Source organism: Jutongia hominis, assembly GCF_014384965.1.
Classification (GTDB): domain Bacteria; phylum Bacillota; class Clostridia; order Lachnospirales; family Lachnospiraceae; genus Butyribacter; species Butyribacter hominis.
Window position 1 is genome coordinate 313,310 of the sequence record NZ_JACRSW010000027.1, and the last position, 17,298, is coordinate 330,607.

The window sequence follows — 17,298 nt, forward strand, 5'->3', positions numbered from 1 at the left end:
GGGTTAGTATGGCTGCAACAAAGAAATCGCAAAGCGGGAGCCGAAAACATAGTACCGCAAATAGTCGTACAAAAAGAGGAACAGCAAAAAGAACAACTACAAGAAGAAATACAACGGAAAAGAAAAATACACAGACAGGCAGAAAGAGTGCAACAGGACGGAGACGTTCCATCGAAGAGATCAATGAATATAAAGACAAGCTTGCCTTTGAATTGGGCGTAACCGTTTTGGTCATCGCTATTTTGTCTTTTTTCCTATACCTGTGTTTTTTGGGATTTGCAGGAAAAGCAGGAACGGTTGTAGGCGGACTCTTCTTTGGCTTTTTTGGCTGGTTTGCATGGCTGGTTCCTGTTGTTGCTATTTTGGGCAGTACCGTTTATCTGGTCAACCGTGGCAATAAAATGGTATGGAGAAAGATCATTGGTTTTATGGGAATTGTCCTATCGGTGCTTGGGTTATGTGATCTATTGTTTCAGCAACAGATCATTACAGAATATTATACAACGAATCATGTGATGCACCCTGCTTATGCAGACTGTATGTTTCGGACATGCAAGGATGTGATGGAAAAGGGAAAAGGGAACGCCGGTTTGATCGGAAGAGCGGTTGGCACAATATTTTCCGGTCTGATCGGAAAGATCGGTGCTGTATTTATCCTACTGGCTTTGTTGGTCCTTTGCATTTACATATTCTATGGCATGGAAATGATGCGGATGCTTCGAAAACGAAATGCCTATCGCGAAGAAATGCAGGAAGTATATGATCAGATCAGCAAAGAGGAAAAGTATAATGAACCGTCCTATCGTGTTTTCCAAAACAAAGGAAAAGAAAATTCAAGGGAAGTATTTAAAGAGCATGTGACATCTAAGTATCCATTGCCAAAGACAAGAGAAGAGAAGGAAGAAGAGCGTGTACTAAGCTTTGACCTGAAAAAGATCAATGAACGTCTGGACCAGATGGAAAAAGCAGTACAGGAATCTATTGAGGAACAAAGAGAACAGTCCTTGCAAGAACAGTCAGCACGGACTGCCAATAAAAAAGCGGCACAAAAGAGCAAGAAGCGGGAGGCAGCGATAAAAGAACCGGTTGCGATGCAGGAAACAGCAACAAAAGAACCGGCGGTGATGCAGGAAACAGCAACAAAAGAACCGGCAGTGATGCAGGCAGAAGAAACGCTTTCGATTCCAATCTATCGCAATGAGATGCGTCAAAAATTTGGAGAGCATAAGAAAACCAAAAAGCCGGTACCAAAAGATGCAGCAGGACCGGAAGAATATTTTAAAGATCATTCCTGTGAGTCGGAAAGTTTAGAAGAAAGTGCAGCCGATATCTTAGCTGAGTTGCACTATGCAGAAGAGAATAGCGATAAGGATCCTAAAGGACAGTCTGCTATCAAAGGAAACATTGAAAATTCTTTCGAAAAGCATACCGGTTCTGAAAAAAATGTAAATGATGTCTTTGAAAAGCATATCGTTTTTGAGAAAGATACAGATGATGTCTTTGGAGAGCATACCGGTTCAGAGAAAGATACAGATGATGTCTTTGGAGAGCATACCGGTTCAGAAAAAGATACAGATGATGTCTTTGAAAAGCATACCGGTTCAGAGAAAGATACAGATGATGTCTTTGGAGAGCATACCGGTTCTGAAAAAGATACAGATGATGTCTTTGGAGAGCATACCGGTTTAGAGAAAGACGCAGATCATCTTTTCAAGAAGCAGTCTGATTTTGAAAAGAATGCAACGAATCAGGAGCAGGCAAAGACTGTACAGGCATCTGACACAATTCCAAAAGAAACAGCGATCAGCGCCGGAGCAGTTGTGATGGCACAGGCAATGGCAAAAGACAGAGATCATACCAGAACGGTCAAAGGACATGGCAAATTTGGCGGGGATGATTATGTGTCGGCATCAGATACTTTCAACGCTTTAAATGAAAGTAAAGTAGCACCTGTAGATGAAAAACCATATCAGTTTCCGCCGCTTGATCTGCTTTCGCTTCCGAAGAATGCAGGCAATGCGGTTAGTGATAGTGAATTGCGGTTAACCGCACAAAAGCTTCAGGATACATTAAAGAGCTTTAATGTCAATGTAAAAATGGGTGCGGTGATCTGTGGTCCTACCGTTACAAGATACGAACTTTTACCGGAGCAGGGAGTACGTGTCAATAAGATCACAAACTTAGCCGATGATATCAAGTTAAGTATGGCAGCAACCAGTGTCCGTATTGAAGCACCGATTCCGGGAAAAGCAGCGGTGGGTATTGAAGTACCAAACCCGACAGCAAGTCCTGTGGCTTTTCGAGAGCTGTTAGAAGGAGATACGTTTGCATCTTCTAAGTCCGATCTTACTTTTGCAGTCGGAAAAGACATAGCAGGAAAACTGATTATGGCTGATGTTGGCAAGATGCCTCATTTATTGATTGCCGGAGCAACCGGTTCCGGTAAGTCGGTTTGTATCAATACATTGATCATGAGTATTTTATATAAGGCGGATCCAAGAGATGTAAAATTGATCATGATTGATCCGAAAGTAGTAGAATTAAGTGTTTATAATGGAATTCCGCATCTGTTCTGTCCGGTTGTGACAGATCCGAAAGAAGCGGCTGCTGCATTAAACTGGGCAGTACGTGAGATGGGAGACCGTTATAATAAGTTCAAAGAACTTGGTGTAAGAAATATTGCAGGCTACAATGAAAAGATTAAGAAAATGGAAGATGCACAGGCGGCAGGATATTCAAAAATGCCATATCTGGTCGTTATCGTTGATGAGTTTGCAGACCTGATGATGGTTGCATCAAAAGACGTAGAAGATGCCGTATGCCGTTTAGCACAGCTTGCCAGAGCAGCCGGAATCCATCTCGTGCTTGCGACACAGCGCCCGTCTGTCAATGTCATTACCGGTGTGATCAAAGCAAATATTCCGTCAAGAATTGCATTTTCCGTATCTTCTGCAATTGATTCGAGAACAATCTTAGATCGTGGTGGAGCAGAAAAACTGCTCGGAAAGGGAGATATGCTCTTTTTCCCAACAGGATATTCGGAACCGATCCGTGTACAGGGTGCATTTGTATCGGATAAAGAAGTCAGCGATGTGGTAGATTTTTTACGTGAAAATAACGCGACTCCGGAATACGATCATTCTGTAACAGAGATTGTCGAAGAACCGGAGACAGAGCCGGCAGAGAAGAAAGCGGCGCCGGAAAATGATGAATATTTTGAAGACGCAGGAAGATTTGTGATCGAATCGGACAGAGCAGCAGCAGGACAGCTTCAAAGGAGATTTTCAATTGGTTTTAACCGTGCCGGCAGAATTATTGATCAGCTTCATAAGGCAGGCGTTGTCGGTCCGGCAGTTGGTACAAAGCCAAGAAAAGTGCTAATGACAATGGAAGAGTTTGAGGCAATGCTTCATGGCGAAGAAATAGAAACTGTCGATAGCAGCAGTATAGCGCAAGAGCAGGAGATTATAGAATCTGCGATTATCGACACAGAAGAAAATGTTGCAACAATGGAGGAAATATAGATGTTTCACGGTGTTTTAGTAACAAATGCATTTTTAAGAACTGACAAGTTTGTGGAACATTATGAATGGTTAAAAGAAGCGGCAGAGCAATATGATATTGCCCTGTCGCTTCTTGAAAATACAGATCTGCTCTGCCTGATACCGGGCAAAGGAGAAATGTTTGTTCCGAAAGAATTAGAAAAGGTCGTATCAGAAGTGGATTTTGTGCTTTTCTGGGATAAAGATGTTTCATATGGAAAACTATTACAGGATATTTGTAAGAAAAAAAAGGTACCAATGTTTAACTCGATCGAAGCGATTGCAGCATGTGATAATAAAATGGAGACATATCGCATTCTGTGGGAATGGAATATGACGCAAAATGATTCAGAAAGGATTCCATTGATCCCGACGATCGCTGCTCCGATGACATATGCAAATATTGGTTATACCAAACTGGACTTCTTAGACAAAGTCATTGAAACACTGGAATTTCCAATGATCATCAAAGAATGTTTCGGTTCGTTTGGAATGCAGGTTTATATTGCAAGAGACAAAGAAGATCTGATAAGATATACGAAAAAATTAGGTGGTAAACCATTTCTTTATCAGCAAATGATACAAAAGAGTACAGGAAAAGATGTACGCATTCAGGTTGTTGGCGGCAAGGTTGTGGCTTCGATGTACCGCTATTCCGAAAATGGAGATTTTCGTGCCAATATTACAAATGGCGGAAGCATGAAATGTTATACACCATCCCAAGCAGAATGTGAATTAGCCGTTCGGACTACAAAAGCGCTGGGACTTGATTTTGCCGGTGTTGATCTGTTATTTGCAAATGGTACAAAGCATGGAGCAAATGTGGTATGTGAAGTTAATTCGAATGCACATTTTAAAAATATCTTTCAATGTACAAATGTCAATGTAGCGGATCATATTATGCATTATATAAAAGATGCACTGGTCAAAAATGAACATTAGCCTTTTGCAATGCAATAACGTTAAAATCCGGGTGACAGATGATGAAGGGCCTTTATATTGACAGAACAGACAAAAGAGAGCAAAGGAGAAAAAGCAGTGAAGCAGGGATATTTGATCTATGAAGCATGGGAAGCAAAGAAGAATGAAAGATTTATTCAGATGTTTCAAAAGGCAGGAGAGTTAGAGAACATTGCTTTTTCTTTTGTCGCAAAAGAAGAATATTCTAAAATGCCATTGCCGGACTTTGTATTGAACCGGACCAGAGATACAAAAGTCAGTCAATGGTATGAACATAAAAATATTGTCGTTTTTCATGACAGTCTGATCACGGAGATTGGAAATCACAAGGCAAAGACATTACGCTTTTTAGAAGATCATCTGCCTGACGCAGTCAAAATGAAAAAGTGGAAACCGGAAAGCTTCTTTCTTTCTAAAGATCAGCTTATAGAATGGCTAGATAACTTCCCGTCATTTGGTTCGAACATTTTTGAGGCACAAAAAGAAACCGAAATTGTGATCAAAAGTGTCAATGGGCATGGAGGCAGTGAAGTTGCATTGCTTCCGGTCACAATTCAAAAAGGACAGAACCTGCAAGAAGCACTGTCTAAACAGTCTGGGCAGGACAGACAAAAGCTGCTTGCCATGTTGGAAACATATCGGGGAAAAGACGTTTTGATACAGGAAAAGATTGCATCAAAGAGTCGTGATGTCAGAGTATATATTGTTGGTAATATGATCTATCAGGCTGTGCTTCGTCAGGGAAAAGAAGATTTCCGTTCGAATTTTTCTCTGGGTGGGGCAGTATCTGCATATTCTATGAACGAAGAAGAAAAAGAATGGGTAAATGCTTTTGTAAAAGCATTTTCAAAAAGAACGCTTGGTATGGCTGGAATTGATTTTTTGATCGATGAACAGGAAAGATGGATCTTTAATGAACTTGAAGAAATGGTCGGATGCAGGATGTTATACCAGACAACCTCAAAAGATATCGTAAAAGATTATGTCAGATGGATAAAAAGATTTGTATAAAATAACAGTTGCCATAAATAGGTGATATGCGATAGAATATAAGTATTGTCATAGAAACAATAGATATGAAATACTTGAGAATGCTTAAGAAACGATAAGAAGCACTCTTGGAGAAAGAAGTCCATATGACAAAAGATGACGATAAAGGAAGGTAGGATAAAAATGAAATCAGATATTGAAATTGCACAGGAAGCAAAGATGATCCATATCCGCGATGTTGCAAAACAGCTTGGCATCAGCGAAGATGATCTTGAAATGTATGGAAAATATAAAACAAAACTGACAGATGAACTTTGGGAAGAAGTAAAGGATCGTGAAGACGGAAAGCTGATCCTTGTTACAGCAATCAACCCGACACCTGCAGGCGAGGGAAAGACAACGACTTCCGTAGGTCTTGGAGAAGCTTTTGGCAGAATGGGAAAGAAGGCAGCGATTGCATTAAGAGAGCCTTCTCTTGGACCATGCTTTGGAATCAAAGGCGGAGCAGCAGGTGGCGGATATGCACAGGTTGTTCCGATGGAAGAGCTAAACTTGCATTTTACAGGAGATTTTCATGCGATCACATCAGCAAATAACCTGCTTGCAGCGATGTTAGACAATCATATCAAGCAGGGCAATGCATTACAGATTGACACGAATCAGATCGTATGGAAACGCTGTATGGATATGAATGATCGTGTTCTTAGAAATATTGTAGTCGGACTCGGAAGACCTGTTGATGGTGTCGTTCGTGAAGATCATTTCATTATTTCTGTTGCATCAGAGATCATGGCTATTCTTTGTCTGGCAGAAAATATCAAAGATTTAAAAGAAAGACTTTCTAAGATCATTGTTGCATACAATTATGAAGGAATGCCTGTCACAGCCGGTCAGTTAAATGCAGTAGGTGCGATGGCAGCACTGCTAAAAGATGCACTCAAACCGAATATGGTTCAGACACTTGAGAACACACCGGCATTTGTACATGGTGGACCATTTGCAAATATTGCACATGGCTGTAATAGTGTGCGGGCTACCAAAACAGCGTTAAAGCTTGCGGATTATGTTGTAACAGAAGCCGGATTTGGTGCCGATCTCGGTGCAGAGAAATTTTTTGATATCAAATGTCGTATGGCTGATTTAAAACCGGATGCCGTTGTTTTAGTAGCTACGGTACGCGCATTAAAATATAATGGCGGTGTTGCAAAAGATGATCTTGGTACAGAAAATCTTGACGCACTCAAAAAAGGAATTGCCAATTTAGAGAAGCATATCGAAAATGTAGCTAAATTCAACGTTCCATGTGTCGTAACATTGAACCGTTTTGTAACAGATACTGATGCAGAACTTTCTTTTGTAAAAGAATTCTGTGAAGAGCACGGATGTGAATTCGCTTTATCGGAAGTTTGGGAAAAAGGCGGTGAAGGCGGAATTGAGCTTGCCAATAAAGTATTAAAGACAATCGAAGAAAAGGAAAGCCATTTTGCTCCGCTGTATGATGTCAACCTTTCTATCTGCGAAAAGATCGAAACGATCGCAAGAGAGATCTATGGTGCAGCGAAAGTGAATTATGCACCGGCTGCCAGACAGGCGATCGACCGCTTAGAAAAGCTTGGCTATGGAAATACACCGATCTGTATGGCAAAGAATCAATATTCATTATCCGATGATCCAAAGAAGCTTGGAAGACCGGAACACTTTGAGATTACGATCCGTGAGGTATATGTCAATGCAGGTGCCGGATTTGTAGTAGCGATCACCGGAACCGTTATGACAATGCCCGGACTTCCGTTGCATCCGGCAGCAGAGCGCATTGATGTTACAGACGATGGTGTGATCGTAGGTTTATCATAGGCAGTTGCTGTTTATGGAAATACCGGTAAAAGAAGTTTTTTGCTAAGAAAAATAGGAAGAACGATCCATGTTCAAAAAGAAGAACAAATTCAAAAAGAAGAACAAATGAAAGAAACGCCTGAACCGGTATTGCCGGAACAGGCGTTTCTTTTCTGATAATCATGAGAGAAAGATCAGGAACTTTTTACAATTTCTGTTACAAACTTTTTTTATTGCATATACTTAGTTCCCTTTGAATTTGGATTCGCAGTAAATACAGCGGTAAATGCGGTTTTTGCGATCCGTCAGTTTAAACTTATGCGGAAGCTCCTGCTCGATCGAAGTGATACATCTTGGGTTCTTACAACGGATGATGTTTGTAACTTCATCAGGAAGCTCTAATGTGTGTTTGCGAACAATCTTATCATTTTCAATGATATTGATCGTGATATTATGATCTAAGATTCCAAGTACATTCAGGTCAATCTGGATCGGTCCTTCGATCTTAATAATATCTTTTCTTCCCATTTTATTGCTTTTTGCATTTTTTATGATAGCGACCTGGCAATCAAGTTTTTCCATATTCAGGTATTCGTAGATTTTCATTGCACCGCCTGCCTGTATGTGGTCAATAACAACACCTTGATTTAAACCACTGATATTTAACATAATCAACCTCCTTACTGATTGCTATAAATGTAAGCATCAGATTTTTTTCTATTGTGTCAGGTTATGATGTGAGAATGGTATCATTTATCTACTGACAGATTTAATAATGTCATGATCAAAGCCATTCGGGCATAGACACCGAACTGAACCTGTTTAAAGTAGACGGCGCGTTCATCATTATCGACATCGGTAGAAATTTCATTCACACGGGGAAGTGGATGTAATACATACATATCTTTCTTTGCCAACTTCATTTTTTCGGCATCTAAGATAAAGCTGTCTTTTAAACGGATATAATCTTCTTCGTTAAAGAAACGCTCTTTTTGAACTCGTGTCATATATAAGATATCAAGCTCAGGAAGATATTTTTCAAGATTATTAGTTTCGATATAATCAATATTTTTTTCATCAAGAACTTCTTTTCTCAAATAATCGGGAATCTTTAATTCATCCGGTGAGATTAAGATAAAGCGAACGTTTGGATAACGAACCATAGCATTGATCAGAGAATGTACAGTACGTCCGAATTTTAAGTCACCACACATACCAACTGTCATGTTATCAAGATGTCCGGTTAATGTTTTGATTGTTAAAAGGTCTGTTAGTGTCTGGGTTGGGTGGTTGTGTCCGCCATCTCCCGCATTGATCACGGGAATACCGGAGTGGAGTGCTGCAACTGTCGGAGCACCTTCTTTTGGATGACGCATGGCACAGATATCTGCAAAGGAGGAGATGACGCGAATCGTATCGGCAACACTTTCTCCTTTTGTTGCTGAACTCGAATCAGCAGAAGAAAAACCAAGTACCTTACCGCCTAAGTTAAGCATTGCAGCTTCAAAACTAAGACGGGTTCTGGTGCTTGGTTCATAAAATAAAGTAGCTAATTTTTTTCCATCACATACATGTGAATATTTGTCAGGATCATCCATAATGTCCTGAGCAAGAGAAAGAATGGAATCTAACTCTTCAACGGATAGATCAAGTGGACTGATTAAGTGTTTCATAGCGACCCCCTTATGTATTTTTTTGAAAATTCTTTTAACAGATATCTTACTACAACTTTATAATGTGTGCAAGTAAAAGTCTTGACTTTTATTTCGATTTCACTAATAATATATTTTGGTGTAATTACTATAAACGAACCTTAAAAGAGGAGGACAGATATATGATTAAATTATACGACAAAGGCGTTTACCTGGTAAATGGTACTGAAATCGTAGAAGACACGAAAGATGCTGTGCAGGCATTGCAAAGTAAATGCGGTAAAGCACCTTCGAAAGAAGAAGCAGCAAGGGGCACAATGGCTTATGGCATTCTGGAGGCGCATAATACATCCGGCAATATGGAAAATCTCCAGATAAAGTTTGATAAATTGACATCACATGATATCACATTTGTTGGTATTATCCAGACAGCAAGAGCTTCCGGACTGGAAAAATTCCCGGTTCCATATGTCCTTACAAATTGTCATAACAGCTTATGTGCTGTTGGTGGAACAATCAACGAAGATGATCATATGTTTGGCCTTTCCTGTGCAAAGAAATACGGCGGTATGTATGTACCACCTCATCAGGCGGTTATTCACCAGTTCGCCCGTGAAATGCTTGCAGGCGGAGGAAAGATGATCCTTGGTTCAGATTCGCATACCCGTTATGGTGCATTAGGTACGATGGCGATGGGCGAAGGCGGTCCTGAACTTGTAAAACAGCTTTTAAACCGTACATACGATATTGCCAAACCCGGAGTAGTAGCAATCTATCTGACAGGAAAACCTCAAAAGGGTGTTGGTCCTCAGGATATTGCTTTAGCAATTATCGGTGCAGTATTTGACAATGGTTATGTGAAAAATAAAGTAATGGAATTTGTCGGAGATGGTGTTGCAAACCTTTCTGCAGATTATCGAATCGGTGTTGATGTTATGACAACAGAGACAACCTGTTTGTCATCTATCTGGCAGACAGATGATAAGATCAAAGAATTTTATGAGATTCATAAGCGTCCACAGGATTATAAAGAATTAAAACCGGCAGATGTCGCTTATTATGATGGTATGGTTTATGTAGATCTTTCAACGATCAAGCCAATGATCGCAATGCCATTCCATCCAAGTAACGTTTATACGATCGATGAGTTGAATGCAAACTTAATGGATATTCTTGATGATGTAGAGAAGAAGGCATTAGTCAGCTTAGACAATAACAAAGCAATCAAATATACATTAAAAGATAAAGTACATAATGGTAAGCTTTATGTAGAGCAGGGTGTTATTGCCGGATGTGCCGGCGGTGGATTTGAAAATGTATGTGATGCAGCAGATATTCTTCGTGGAAAATACATTGGAGCAGATGAGTTTTCTCTTAGTGTATATCCGTCAAGCCAGCCTGTATTTATGGAACTTGTTAAAAATGGAACGATCGCTGATCTGATGGAAACAGGTGCAACCGTACGTTCTGCATTCTGCGGTCCATGCTTTGGCGCAGGAGATGTGCCTCCAAACAATGGATTATCAATCCGTCATTCTACACGTAACTTCCCGAACCGTGAAGGTTCTAAGGTGACAAACGGTCAGATCGCATCAGTTGCTTTGATGGATGCAAGATCGATCGCGGCAACAGCTGCAAACAAAGGATATCTGACGTCAGCAGCCGATATGGATGTAGAATTTACAAAACCAAAATACTTCTTCGATAGTAAGATTTATGAGAATCGTGTTTATGATGGTGTTGGAAAAGCGGATCCAAGCGTAGAGATCAAGTTTGGTCCGAATATCAAGGACTGGCCGGAAATGACAGCACTGACAGATGATATGGTTTTAAAAGTCGTATCAGAGATCCATGATCCTGTTACAACAACAGATGAATTGATCCCATCCGGCGAGACCTCTTCTTTCCGTTCTAATCCATTAGGACTTGCAGAATTTACGTTATCACGTAAAGATCCTGAATATGTTGGAAAAGCAAAAGCGGTTCAGTTAGGTGAAAAAGCCCGTGTAGCGGGAGAAGACATTTATGCAGCTCTTCCGGAAGCAAAAGAAGTCTTTGAAAAGATCAATCAGAAGTTTACTGTTGATCCTAAGACAACACAGATCGGTAGTATGATCTATGCGGTAAAACCCGGTGATGGTTCTGCCCGTGAGCAGGCTGCATCCTGTCAGAAAGTTCTTGGCGGTATGGCAAATATTGCAAAAGAATATGCAACGAAGAGATATCGTTCTAACCTGATCAACTGGGGCATGCTTCCATTCTTATATCCGGATGAGATCCCATTTGAAAACGGAGATTATATCCTGATCAAAGATATCAAGAAAGCAATCGCCAATAAGGATGAAGTGATCAAGGCGTATGTTGTCAACAAAGACATGAAAGAATTTGAACTTCGTTTAGGCAATCTGACAGATGATGAAAGAGATATCATCACAAAAGGCTGCCTGATCAACTATTATCGTTCTCAGATGTAAGACAAGTCGAGAATACATTATAGGAAAATAGTAAAGATTAGAAGATAAAAACGCTCAAGCTATGATTGAGTGCTATCGGAAGTCAGAATTATAATCTTACTTCCGGTGACAGACTCAGCATGGCTTGAGCGTTTTAAATTCTTCTTTCTTCATAGTATCACCACCTAATCCTTTTAAGTGGAATTATTATAGTATGAATTTGCAATGCTTTTCTAGATAAAGTGATAAATGATAATACCCAGTACAACACCGATGATACTTCCGATCGTGATCTTGATAGAAAATGCAAAAGTCAGAACTAAAATGCCAAGATCTAAAGTAAAAGGTGATGTTAAACCGAATTTTTGTCCGTAATTTAACCAGGACAGAGCAGAAATTCCTGAAGTAGCCTGTGCAATAAAACTTCCAAGAACGATACCTGCCAAAAGTAAGAGAAAAAGTGCCCAGTTATTTTTTCCTGCACCTCGTGCCATTTTTGTAACCTCCTAAAATATTATGTATGAAAAATATAATCTATAAAAGCTGCCTGCAAAACAGACAGCTTTTATATTATATCGAAATCATTTCATACAGTCAAATGATATGCTGCCTGCGAGATAACAGCATCATATTGTATGTTAAGAATCCTTATAATCATTTTTAGCGGAATAAGAATTTTTTTTGTATAAAAAAAGAGTATATCACGTATTGGATATTGCGTTATGCAATCCCTTAATCGTTAAGTTTTTGATTAAGGGACATATCCGGGTGATATACTTCTTTTTCGTTATATTCAGAAAAATATTATAACTTCTCTGCAATATCGTAGATCAGCTTCTCGGATTCAGCCCATCCAAGGCAAGGATCTGTGATGGATTTTCCGTAAACATGATCATGAATTGTCTGGTTGCCCGGCTCAATGTAACTTTCGACCATAACACCCTTGACTAAATTTTTAATATCATTTGATACGCTTCTGCTATGGAGAACCTCAGAAATGATGCGAGGCTGTTCATAATACTTTTTATTAGAATTTGCGTGATTGGCATCAATGATGCATGCAGGATTTTTCAGTCCCCACTGGTCATACATTTCTAGTAAAAGCTGAAGATCTTCATAATGATAGTTTGGCATAGACTGGTCATGCTTATTGACAGCACCACGAAGGATTGTATGTGCTAAAGGATTACCATCTGTTTTTACTTCCCATCCACGGTACATAAAAGTATGACTTCCCTGGGCAGCGGTACAAGAGTTTAACATAATGCTTAATGTACCGCTGGTAGGGTTCTTCATACCGCAAGGAATATCAATTCCGCTGATCGTCAGACGATGCTGCTGGTCTTCTACAGAACGTGCACCTACAGCAACATAAGATAAGATATCAGCGATATATGGCCAGTTTTCAGGATAAAGCATTTCATCGGCTGCAAAAAGATGTGTCTCGGCAATCGAACGAAGATGCATTTTTCTCATAGCGATCAGACCTTCTAATAGATCAGGTGCTTTCTCAGGATCAGGCTGGTGTACGATACCTTTGTAACCTTCTCCGGTAGTTCTTGGTTTGTTTGTGTAGATTCTTGGGATAATAATGATCTTATCAGAAACTTTTTCCTGTACTTTGGCAAGACGATTGATATAATCACATACCGAGTCTTCATTATCAGCAGAACAAGGTCCAATGATAACTAAAAATTTATCTGATTCACCAGTAAAGACTTTGGTAATCTCCGCATCTTTTTGATCTTTTAACTTCTTGTGTGCTTCAGGTAATGGATACTCTGCAAGCAGTTCTTCTGGTGACATTACTTCTTTTACGTATGTTACGCCCATTTTGTTCCTCCATTCCGCTCATAATGTAATCTTATAATATAATTAAGATAAGATGCTCAAGCTCAGTGCGATATTAATAAAACGCAAAGCATTTATTCTTAATTTCATATTAAAAATTGTATTTATCAGAGCTTATTTTTATAATTTTGTATTCGCAGCGTTTGCCACGCAATTTTTAATTCTATGCTAAATCACATGACACGTCAAGTAAAGATACGACGAATATCGCAAGAAAAGATCAAATTTTTGTATATTTATACAAAAAATATACAAAAAACAAATAATTTGTTTTAATTTGCATTAAAATATAAACATACTAACAAAAGTCGACAAAAAAAGCCTTGCAATTCTTTACTTTTGTCATGGTAAGTGCTAAAATATTGAGAGAATTCAAATTAAGGAGGAATTTACAAAAATGGCTAGAGCTAAACAATCTATGGATGGTAATACAGCCGCAGCTCATGTAGCATATGCCTACACAGAAGTTGCCGGAATCTATCCTATCACACCTTCAAGCCCAATGGCTGACTCCGTTGATCAGTGGTCAGCAGCTGGACAGAAGAACATTTTTGGAAACACAGTTAAAGTTGTAGAAATGGAATCTGAAGCAGGTGCAGCAGGAACAGTACATGGTTCTCTTGCAGCTGGTGCTCTTACAACTACATTTACAGCTTCTCAGGGACTTCTTCTGATGATCCCTAATATGTACAAGATCGCAGGTGAGCAGTTACCTTGTGTATTTGATGTATCTGCACGTACTGTATCTACACAGTCTCTTAACATTTTTGGTGATCATAGTGATGTTTACGCCTGTCGTCAGACCGGTTTCGCTATGTTAGCAGAGACAAACCCACAGGAAGTAATGGATTTAAGTCCTGTTGCACATCTTGCAGCATTAGAAGGAAAAGTTCCGTTCATTAACTTCTTTGATGGTTTCCGTACATCTCATGAGATTCAGAAGATTGAAAAATGGGATTATGAAGATTTGAAAGAAATGTGTCCTATGGATGCTGTAGAAGCATTCCGTAAGCATGCTCTTAATCCGGAACATCCTGCAGCTCGTGGTTCTCATGAAAACGGTGACGTATTCTTCCAGCATCGTGAGGCATGTAACACAGCTTACAATGAACTTCCTGCAGTAGTAGAGAAGTACATGAAGAAGATTAATGAAAAGTTAGGCACAGACTATGACTTATTCAACTACTATGGTGCTCCTGATGCTGATCGTGTTATCGTAGCAATGGGATCTATCTGTGACGTAGCAGAAGAAGTAATTGACTACTTAACAGCTAAGGGCGAAAAAGTTGGTCTTATCAAAGTTCGTTTATATCGTCCATGGTCTCCGGAAGCTATCTTAAAAGTAATTCCTAAGACAGCTAAGAAGATCGCTGTACTTGATCGTACAAAAGAGCCTGGTGCATTAGGTGATCCTCTTTTCCTTGATGTAGCAGCTACACTTCGTGAAGCAGGTTTAAACGATATCATTCTTACAGGTGGACGTTATGGTCTTGGCTCAAAAGATACACCACCTTCATCAGTATTTGCAATTTACAAAGAATTAGAGAAGGATGCTCCTAAGAGCCGTTTCACAATCGGTATTGTCGATGATGTTACAAACTTAAGCTTACCAGAGGTTAAGCCGGCTCCTATCACATCAGCTCCTGGTACAAAAGAATGTAAGTTCTGGGGACTTGGTGGTGACGGTACAGTAGGTGCTAACAAGAACTCTACAAAGATCATCGGTGACCATACAGATAAGTATATTCAGGCTTACTTCCAGTATGATTCAAAGAAGACTGGTGGTGTTACAATTTCACATCTTCGTTTTGGTGACAACCCAATCAGAAGTCCATACTACATCAATCAGGCTGACTTTGTTGCCTGTCATAATCCTGCATACGTTATTCAGGGTATGAAGATGGTTCAGGATGTTAAGCCGGGCGGAGTATTCATGATCAACTGCCAGTGGTCTGATGAAGAATTAGACAAGCACTTAAATGCAGAAGCTAAGAAATACATCGCAGACAACAACATCCAGCTTTACACGATCAACGCTATTGATAAAGCAATCGAAATCGGTATGGGTAAACGTACTAACACAATCCTTCAGTCAGCATTCTTCAAATTAGCAGATGTAATGCCTATCGACGAAGCAGTTGACTTCATGAAAGCAGCAGCTAAGAAGTCATACAGCAAGAAGGGTGACGCTGTCGTAGAAATGAACTACAAAGCAATCGATGCAGGTTTGGACGCTGTACATAAAGTAGAAATTCCTGCTTCATGGTCTAACCCAGAACCGGATGCTCCTGCTAAGGAGATCACAGGTCGTCCTGAGGTTGTTAAGATGGTTAAAGATCTCTTAGAGCCAATCTCTAAGATGGATGGTGACAGCCTTCCTGTATCTGCATTCATCAACAATCCTGACGGTCAGTTCGAGACAGGCGCTTCAGCATATGAGAAACGTGGTACGGCCGTTATGGTTCCTGTATGGGATCCTGAATCATGTGTTCAGTGTAACAACTGTGCATTCGTATGTTCACATGCTACAATCCGTCCATTTTTACTTTCAGATGAAGAAGTAAAAGCAGCTCCTTCTAACATCAAGCTTGCTGATACAAAGCCAAAGGCCGGCGAGTTCAAGTTCACAATGAGCGTATCACCATTAGATTGTATGGGATGTGGCGAATGTGTTACTGTATGTCCTGCAGCAGCTAAGGGTGCTATCAAGATGGTTCCGCAGGAATCACAGGCAGAAGAGCAGCCTGTATTTGATTACTTAGTAGCTAACGTTGGTAAGAAAGACAGCGGATTCGCTGATAATACACCTAAGGGAAGCCAGTTCAACCAGCCACTTCTTGAGTTCTCAGGATCATGTGCAGGTTGTGCAGAGACATCTTATGCAAGACTTGTTACACAGCTCTTTGGTGAGCAGATGTACATTTCTAATGCAACAGGATGTTCATCAATCTGGGGTAACCCTGCAGCTACTTCACCATATACAGTAAACAAAGACTCTAAGAAGGGTCCGGCTTGGTCTAACTCATTATTTGAGGATAACGCAGAGCACGGTTTAGGTATGTATGTTGGTCAGAAGTACGTTCGTGAAATGGCTATTGAGTCTGCTAAGGCTTGTGCAGAGTCTGATAAGGCTAGTGCAGAATTAAAAGCAGCATTTGATAAGTTCGTAGAGACAAAAGAAGAGACAAAAGCAAATACACCTGCAACAGCAGCATTGGTAGCTGAACTTGAAAAAGCAGCAGCTGCTGGTTGTCCTGATGCTAAGGCAGCACTTGATAAGAAAGATTTCCTTTCTAAGAAGTCTGTATGGATCTTCGGTGGTGACGGTTGGGCTTACGATATCGGTTTCGGTGGTCTTGACCATGTACTTGCATCCGGCGAAAATGTAAATGTAATGGTATTCGATACAGAAATGTATTCTAATACAGGTGGACAGGCATCTAAGGCTTCTAACATCGGTGAAGTTTGTCAGTTTGCAGCAGCCGGTAAAGAAGTTGGTAAGAAGAGCCTTGCAGAGATCGCTATGAGTTACGGATATGTATACGTAGCACAGATCGCTCTTGGTGCTAACCCTGCTCAGGCAGTTAAGGTAATTGCAGAAGCAGAAGCTTATCCGGGACCATCATTGATCATCGGTTATGCTCCTTGTGAATTACACGGTATTGCTAAGGGTGGTATGAACCACTGCCAGGATGAGATGAAGAAAGCTGTTAAGGCTGGTTACTGGAACCTCTTCTCATTCAACCCTGCAAACAAAGCAGATGGTAAGAACCCATTCACATTCACATCTGAGAAGGGTGTAAACTTCGATGATTATCAGGCATTCCTTAACAATGAAGCACGTTATACACGTCTTGTTAAGCCATTCCCTGAGCGTGCTGATAAGCTCTTCAAGAAGTCTGAAGAAGCAGCTAAGGCTCGTTATGATCACTTACAGAAGTTAGTTGAGCTTTATAAATAAGATATGTCATTGATCATAAAAGCAGAATGAGAGCATTGTATATGAACTCATTCTGT

10 protein-coding genes are annotated in these 17,298 nt (G+C 40.1%); 6 read left to right on the forward strand and 4 right to left on the reverse strand.

Going from position 1 to position 17,298, the window contains the following annotated elements; genetic code table 11:
- Window positions 1-8 precede the first annotated feature (8 nt).
- From H8700_RS06900 to H8700_RS06915, 4 genes are all read left to right on the forward strand, one after another.
- On the forward strand, window positions 9-3,524 hold the full coding sequence (locus H8700_RS06900) for a DNA translocase FtsK 4TM domain-containing protein (RefSeq protein WP_249304577.1): 3,516 nt from the start codon (window positions 9-11) through the stop codon (window positions 3,522-3,524).
- On the forward strand, window positions 3,525-4,484 hold the full coding sequence (locus tag H8700_RS06905; protein WP_249304579.1) for an ATP-grasp domain-containing protein: 960 nt from the start codon (window positions 3,525-3,527) through the stop codon (window positions 4,482-4,484).
- A gap of 96 nt (window positions 4,485-4,580) precedes the next feature.
- Window positions 4,581-5,513, forward strand: coding sequence for an ATP-grasp domain-containing protein (locus H8700_RS06910; RefSeq protein WP_249304581.1), 933 nt, complete (start codon window positions 4,581-4,583; stop codon window positions 5,511-5,513).
- A 162-nt stretch (window positions 5,514-5,675) separates the two neighbouring features.
- Window positions 5,676-7,346 (forward strand): formate--tetrahydrofolate ligase, encoded by a 1,671-nt coding sequence (locus H8700_RS06915; RefSeq protein WP_022140670.1) that lies wholly within the window; start codon window positions 5,676-5,678, stop codon window positions 7,344-7,346.
- Between the two features lie 222 nt (window positions 7,347-7,568).
- On the opposite strand, the gene H8700_RS06920 is transcribed toward H8700_RS06915, so the two are convergent.
- Both H8700_RS06920 and pyrB read right to left on the reverse strand, forming a co-directional pair.
- Entirely contained in the window at window positions 7,569-7,994 is a 426-nt protein-coding gene (locus H8700_RS06920; RefSeq protein ID WP_022140669.1) for an aspartate carbamoyltransferase regulatory subunit, read from the reverse strand.
- Window positions 7,995-8,074: 80 nt separating this feature from the next.
- The gene (gene pyrB, locus H8700_RS06925) at window positions 8,075-8,998 is read right to left on the reverse strand and encodes an aspartate carbamoyltransferase (RefSeq protein WP_249304583.1); all 924 of its coding nucleotides are present in this window, start codon (window positions 8,996-8,998) and stop codon (window positions 8,075-8,077) included.
- Window positions 8,999-9,159: 161 nt separating this feature from the next.
- Between pyrB and H8700_RS06930 the strand changes: the two genes are divergently transcribed.
- Window positions 9,160-11,451, forward strand: a complete 2,292-nt coding sequence (locus H8700_RS06930; RefSeq protein WP_249304585.1) for a hydratase — start codon at window positions 9,160-9,162, stop codon at window positions 11,449-11,451.
- A 212-nt stretch (window positions 11,452-11,663) separates the two neighbouring features.
- On the opposite strand, the gene H8700_RS06935 is transcribed toward H8700_RS06930, so the two are convergent.
- Both H8700_RS06935 and H8700_RS06940 read right to left on the reverse strand, forming a co-directional pair.
- On the reverse strand, window positions 11,664-11,924 hold the full coding sequence (locus H8700_RS06935) for a DUF4321 domain-containing protein (protein WP_022140665.1): 261 nt from the start codon (window positions 11,922-11,924) through the stop codon (window positions 11,664-11,666).
- A 310-nt stretch (window positions 11,925-12,234) separates the two neighbouring features.
- Window positions 12,235-13,263: a 3-deoxy-7-phosphoheptulonate synthase gene (locus tag H8700_RS06940; RefSeq protein WP_249304587.1), complete on the reverse strand. Its 1,029-nt coding sequence runs from the start codon at window positions 13,261-13,263 to the stop codon at window positions 12,235-12,237.
- 415 nt (window positions 13,264-13,678) lie between these two features.
- Between H8700_RS06940 and nifJ the strand changes: the two genes are divergently transcribed.
- Complete coding sequence (nifJ, locus tag H8700_RS06945) at window positions 13,679-17,242, forward strand: pyruvate:ferredoxin (flavodoxin) oxidoreductase (protein WP_249304590.1); 3,564 nt, start codon at window positions 13,679-13,681, stop codon at window positions 17,240-17,242.
- Window positions 17,243-17,298: the final 56 nt, after the last annotated feature.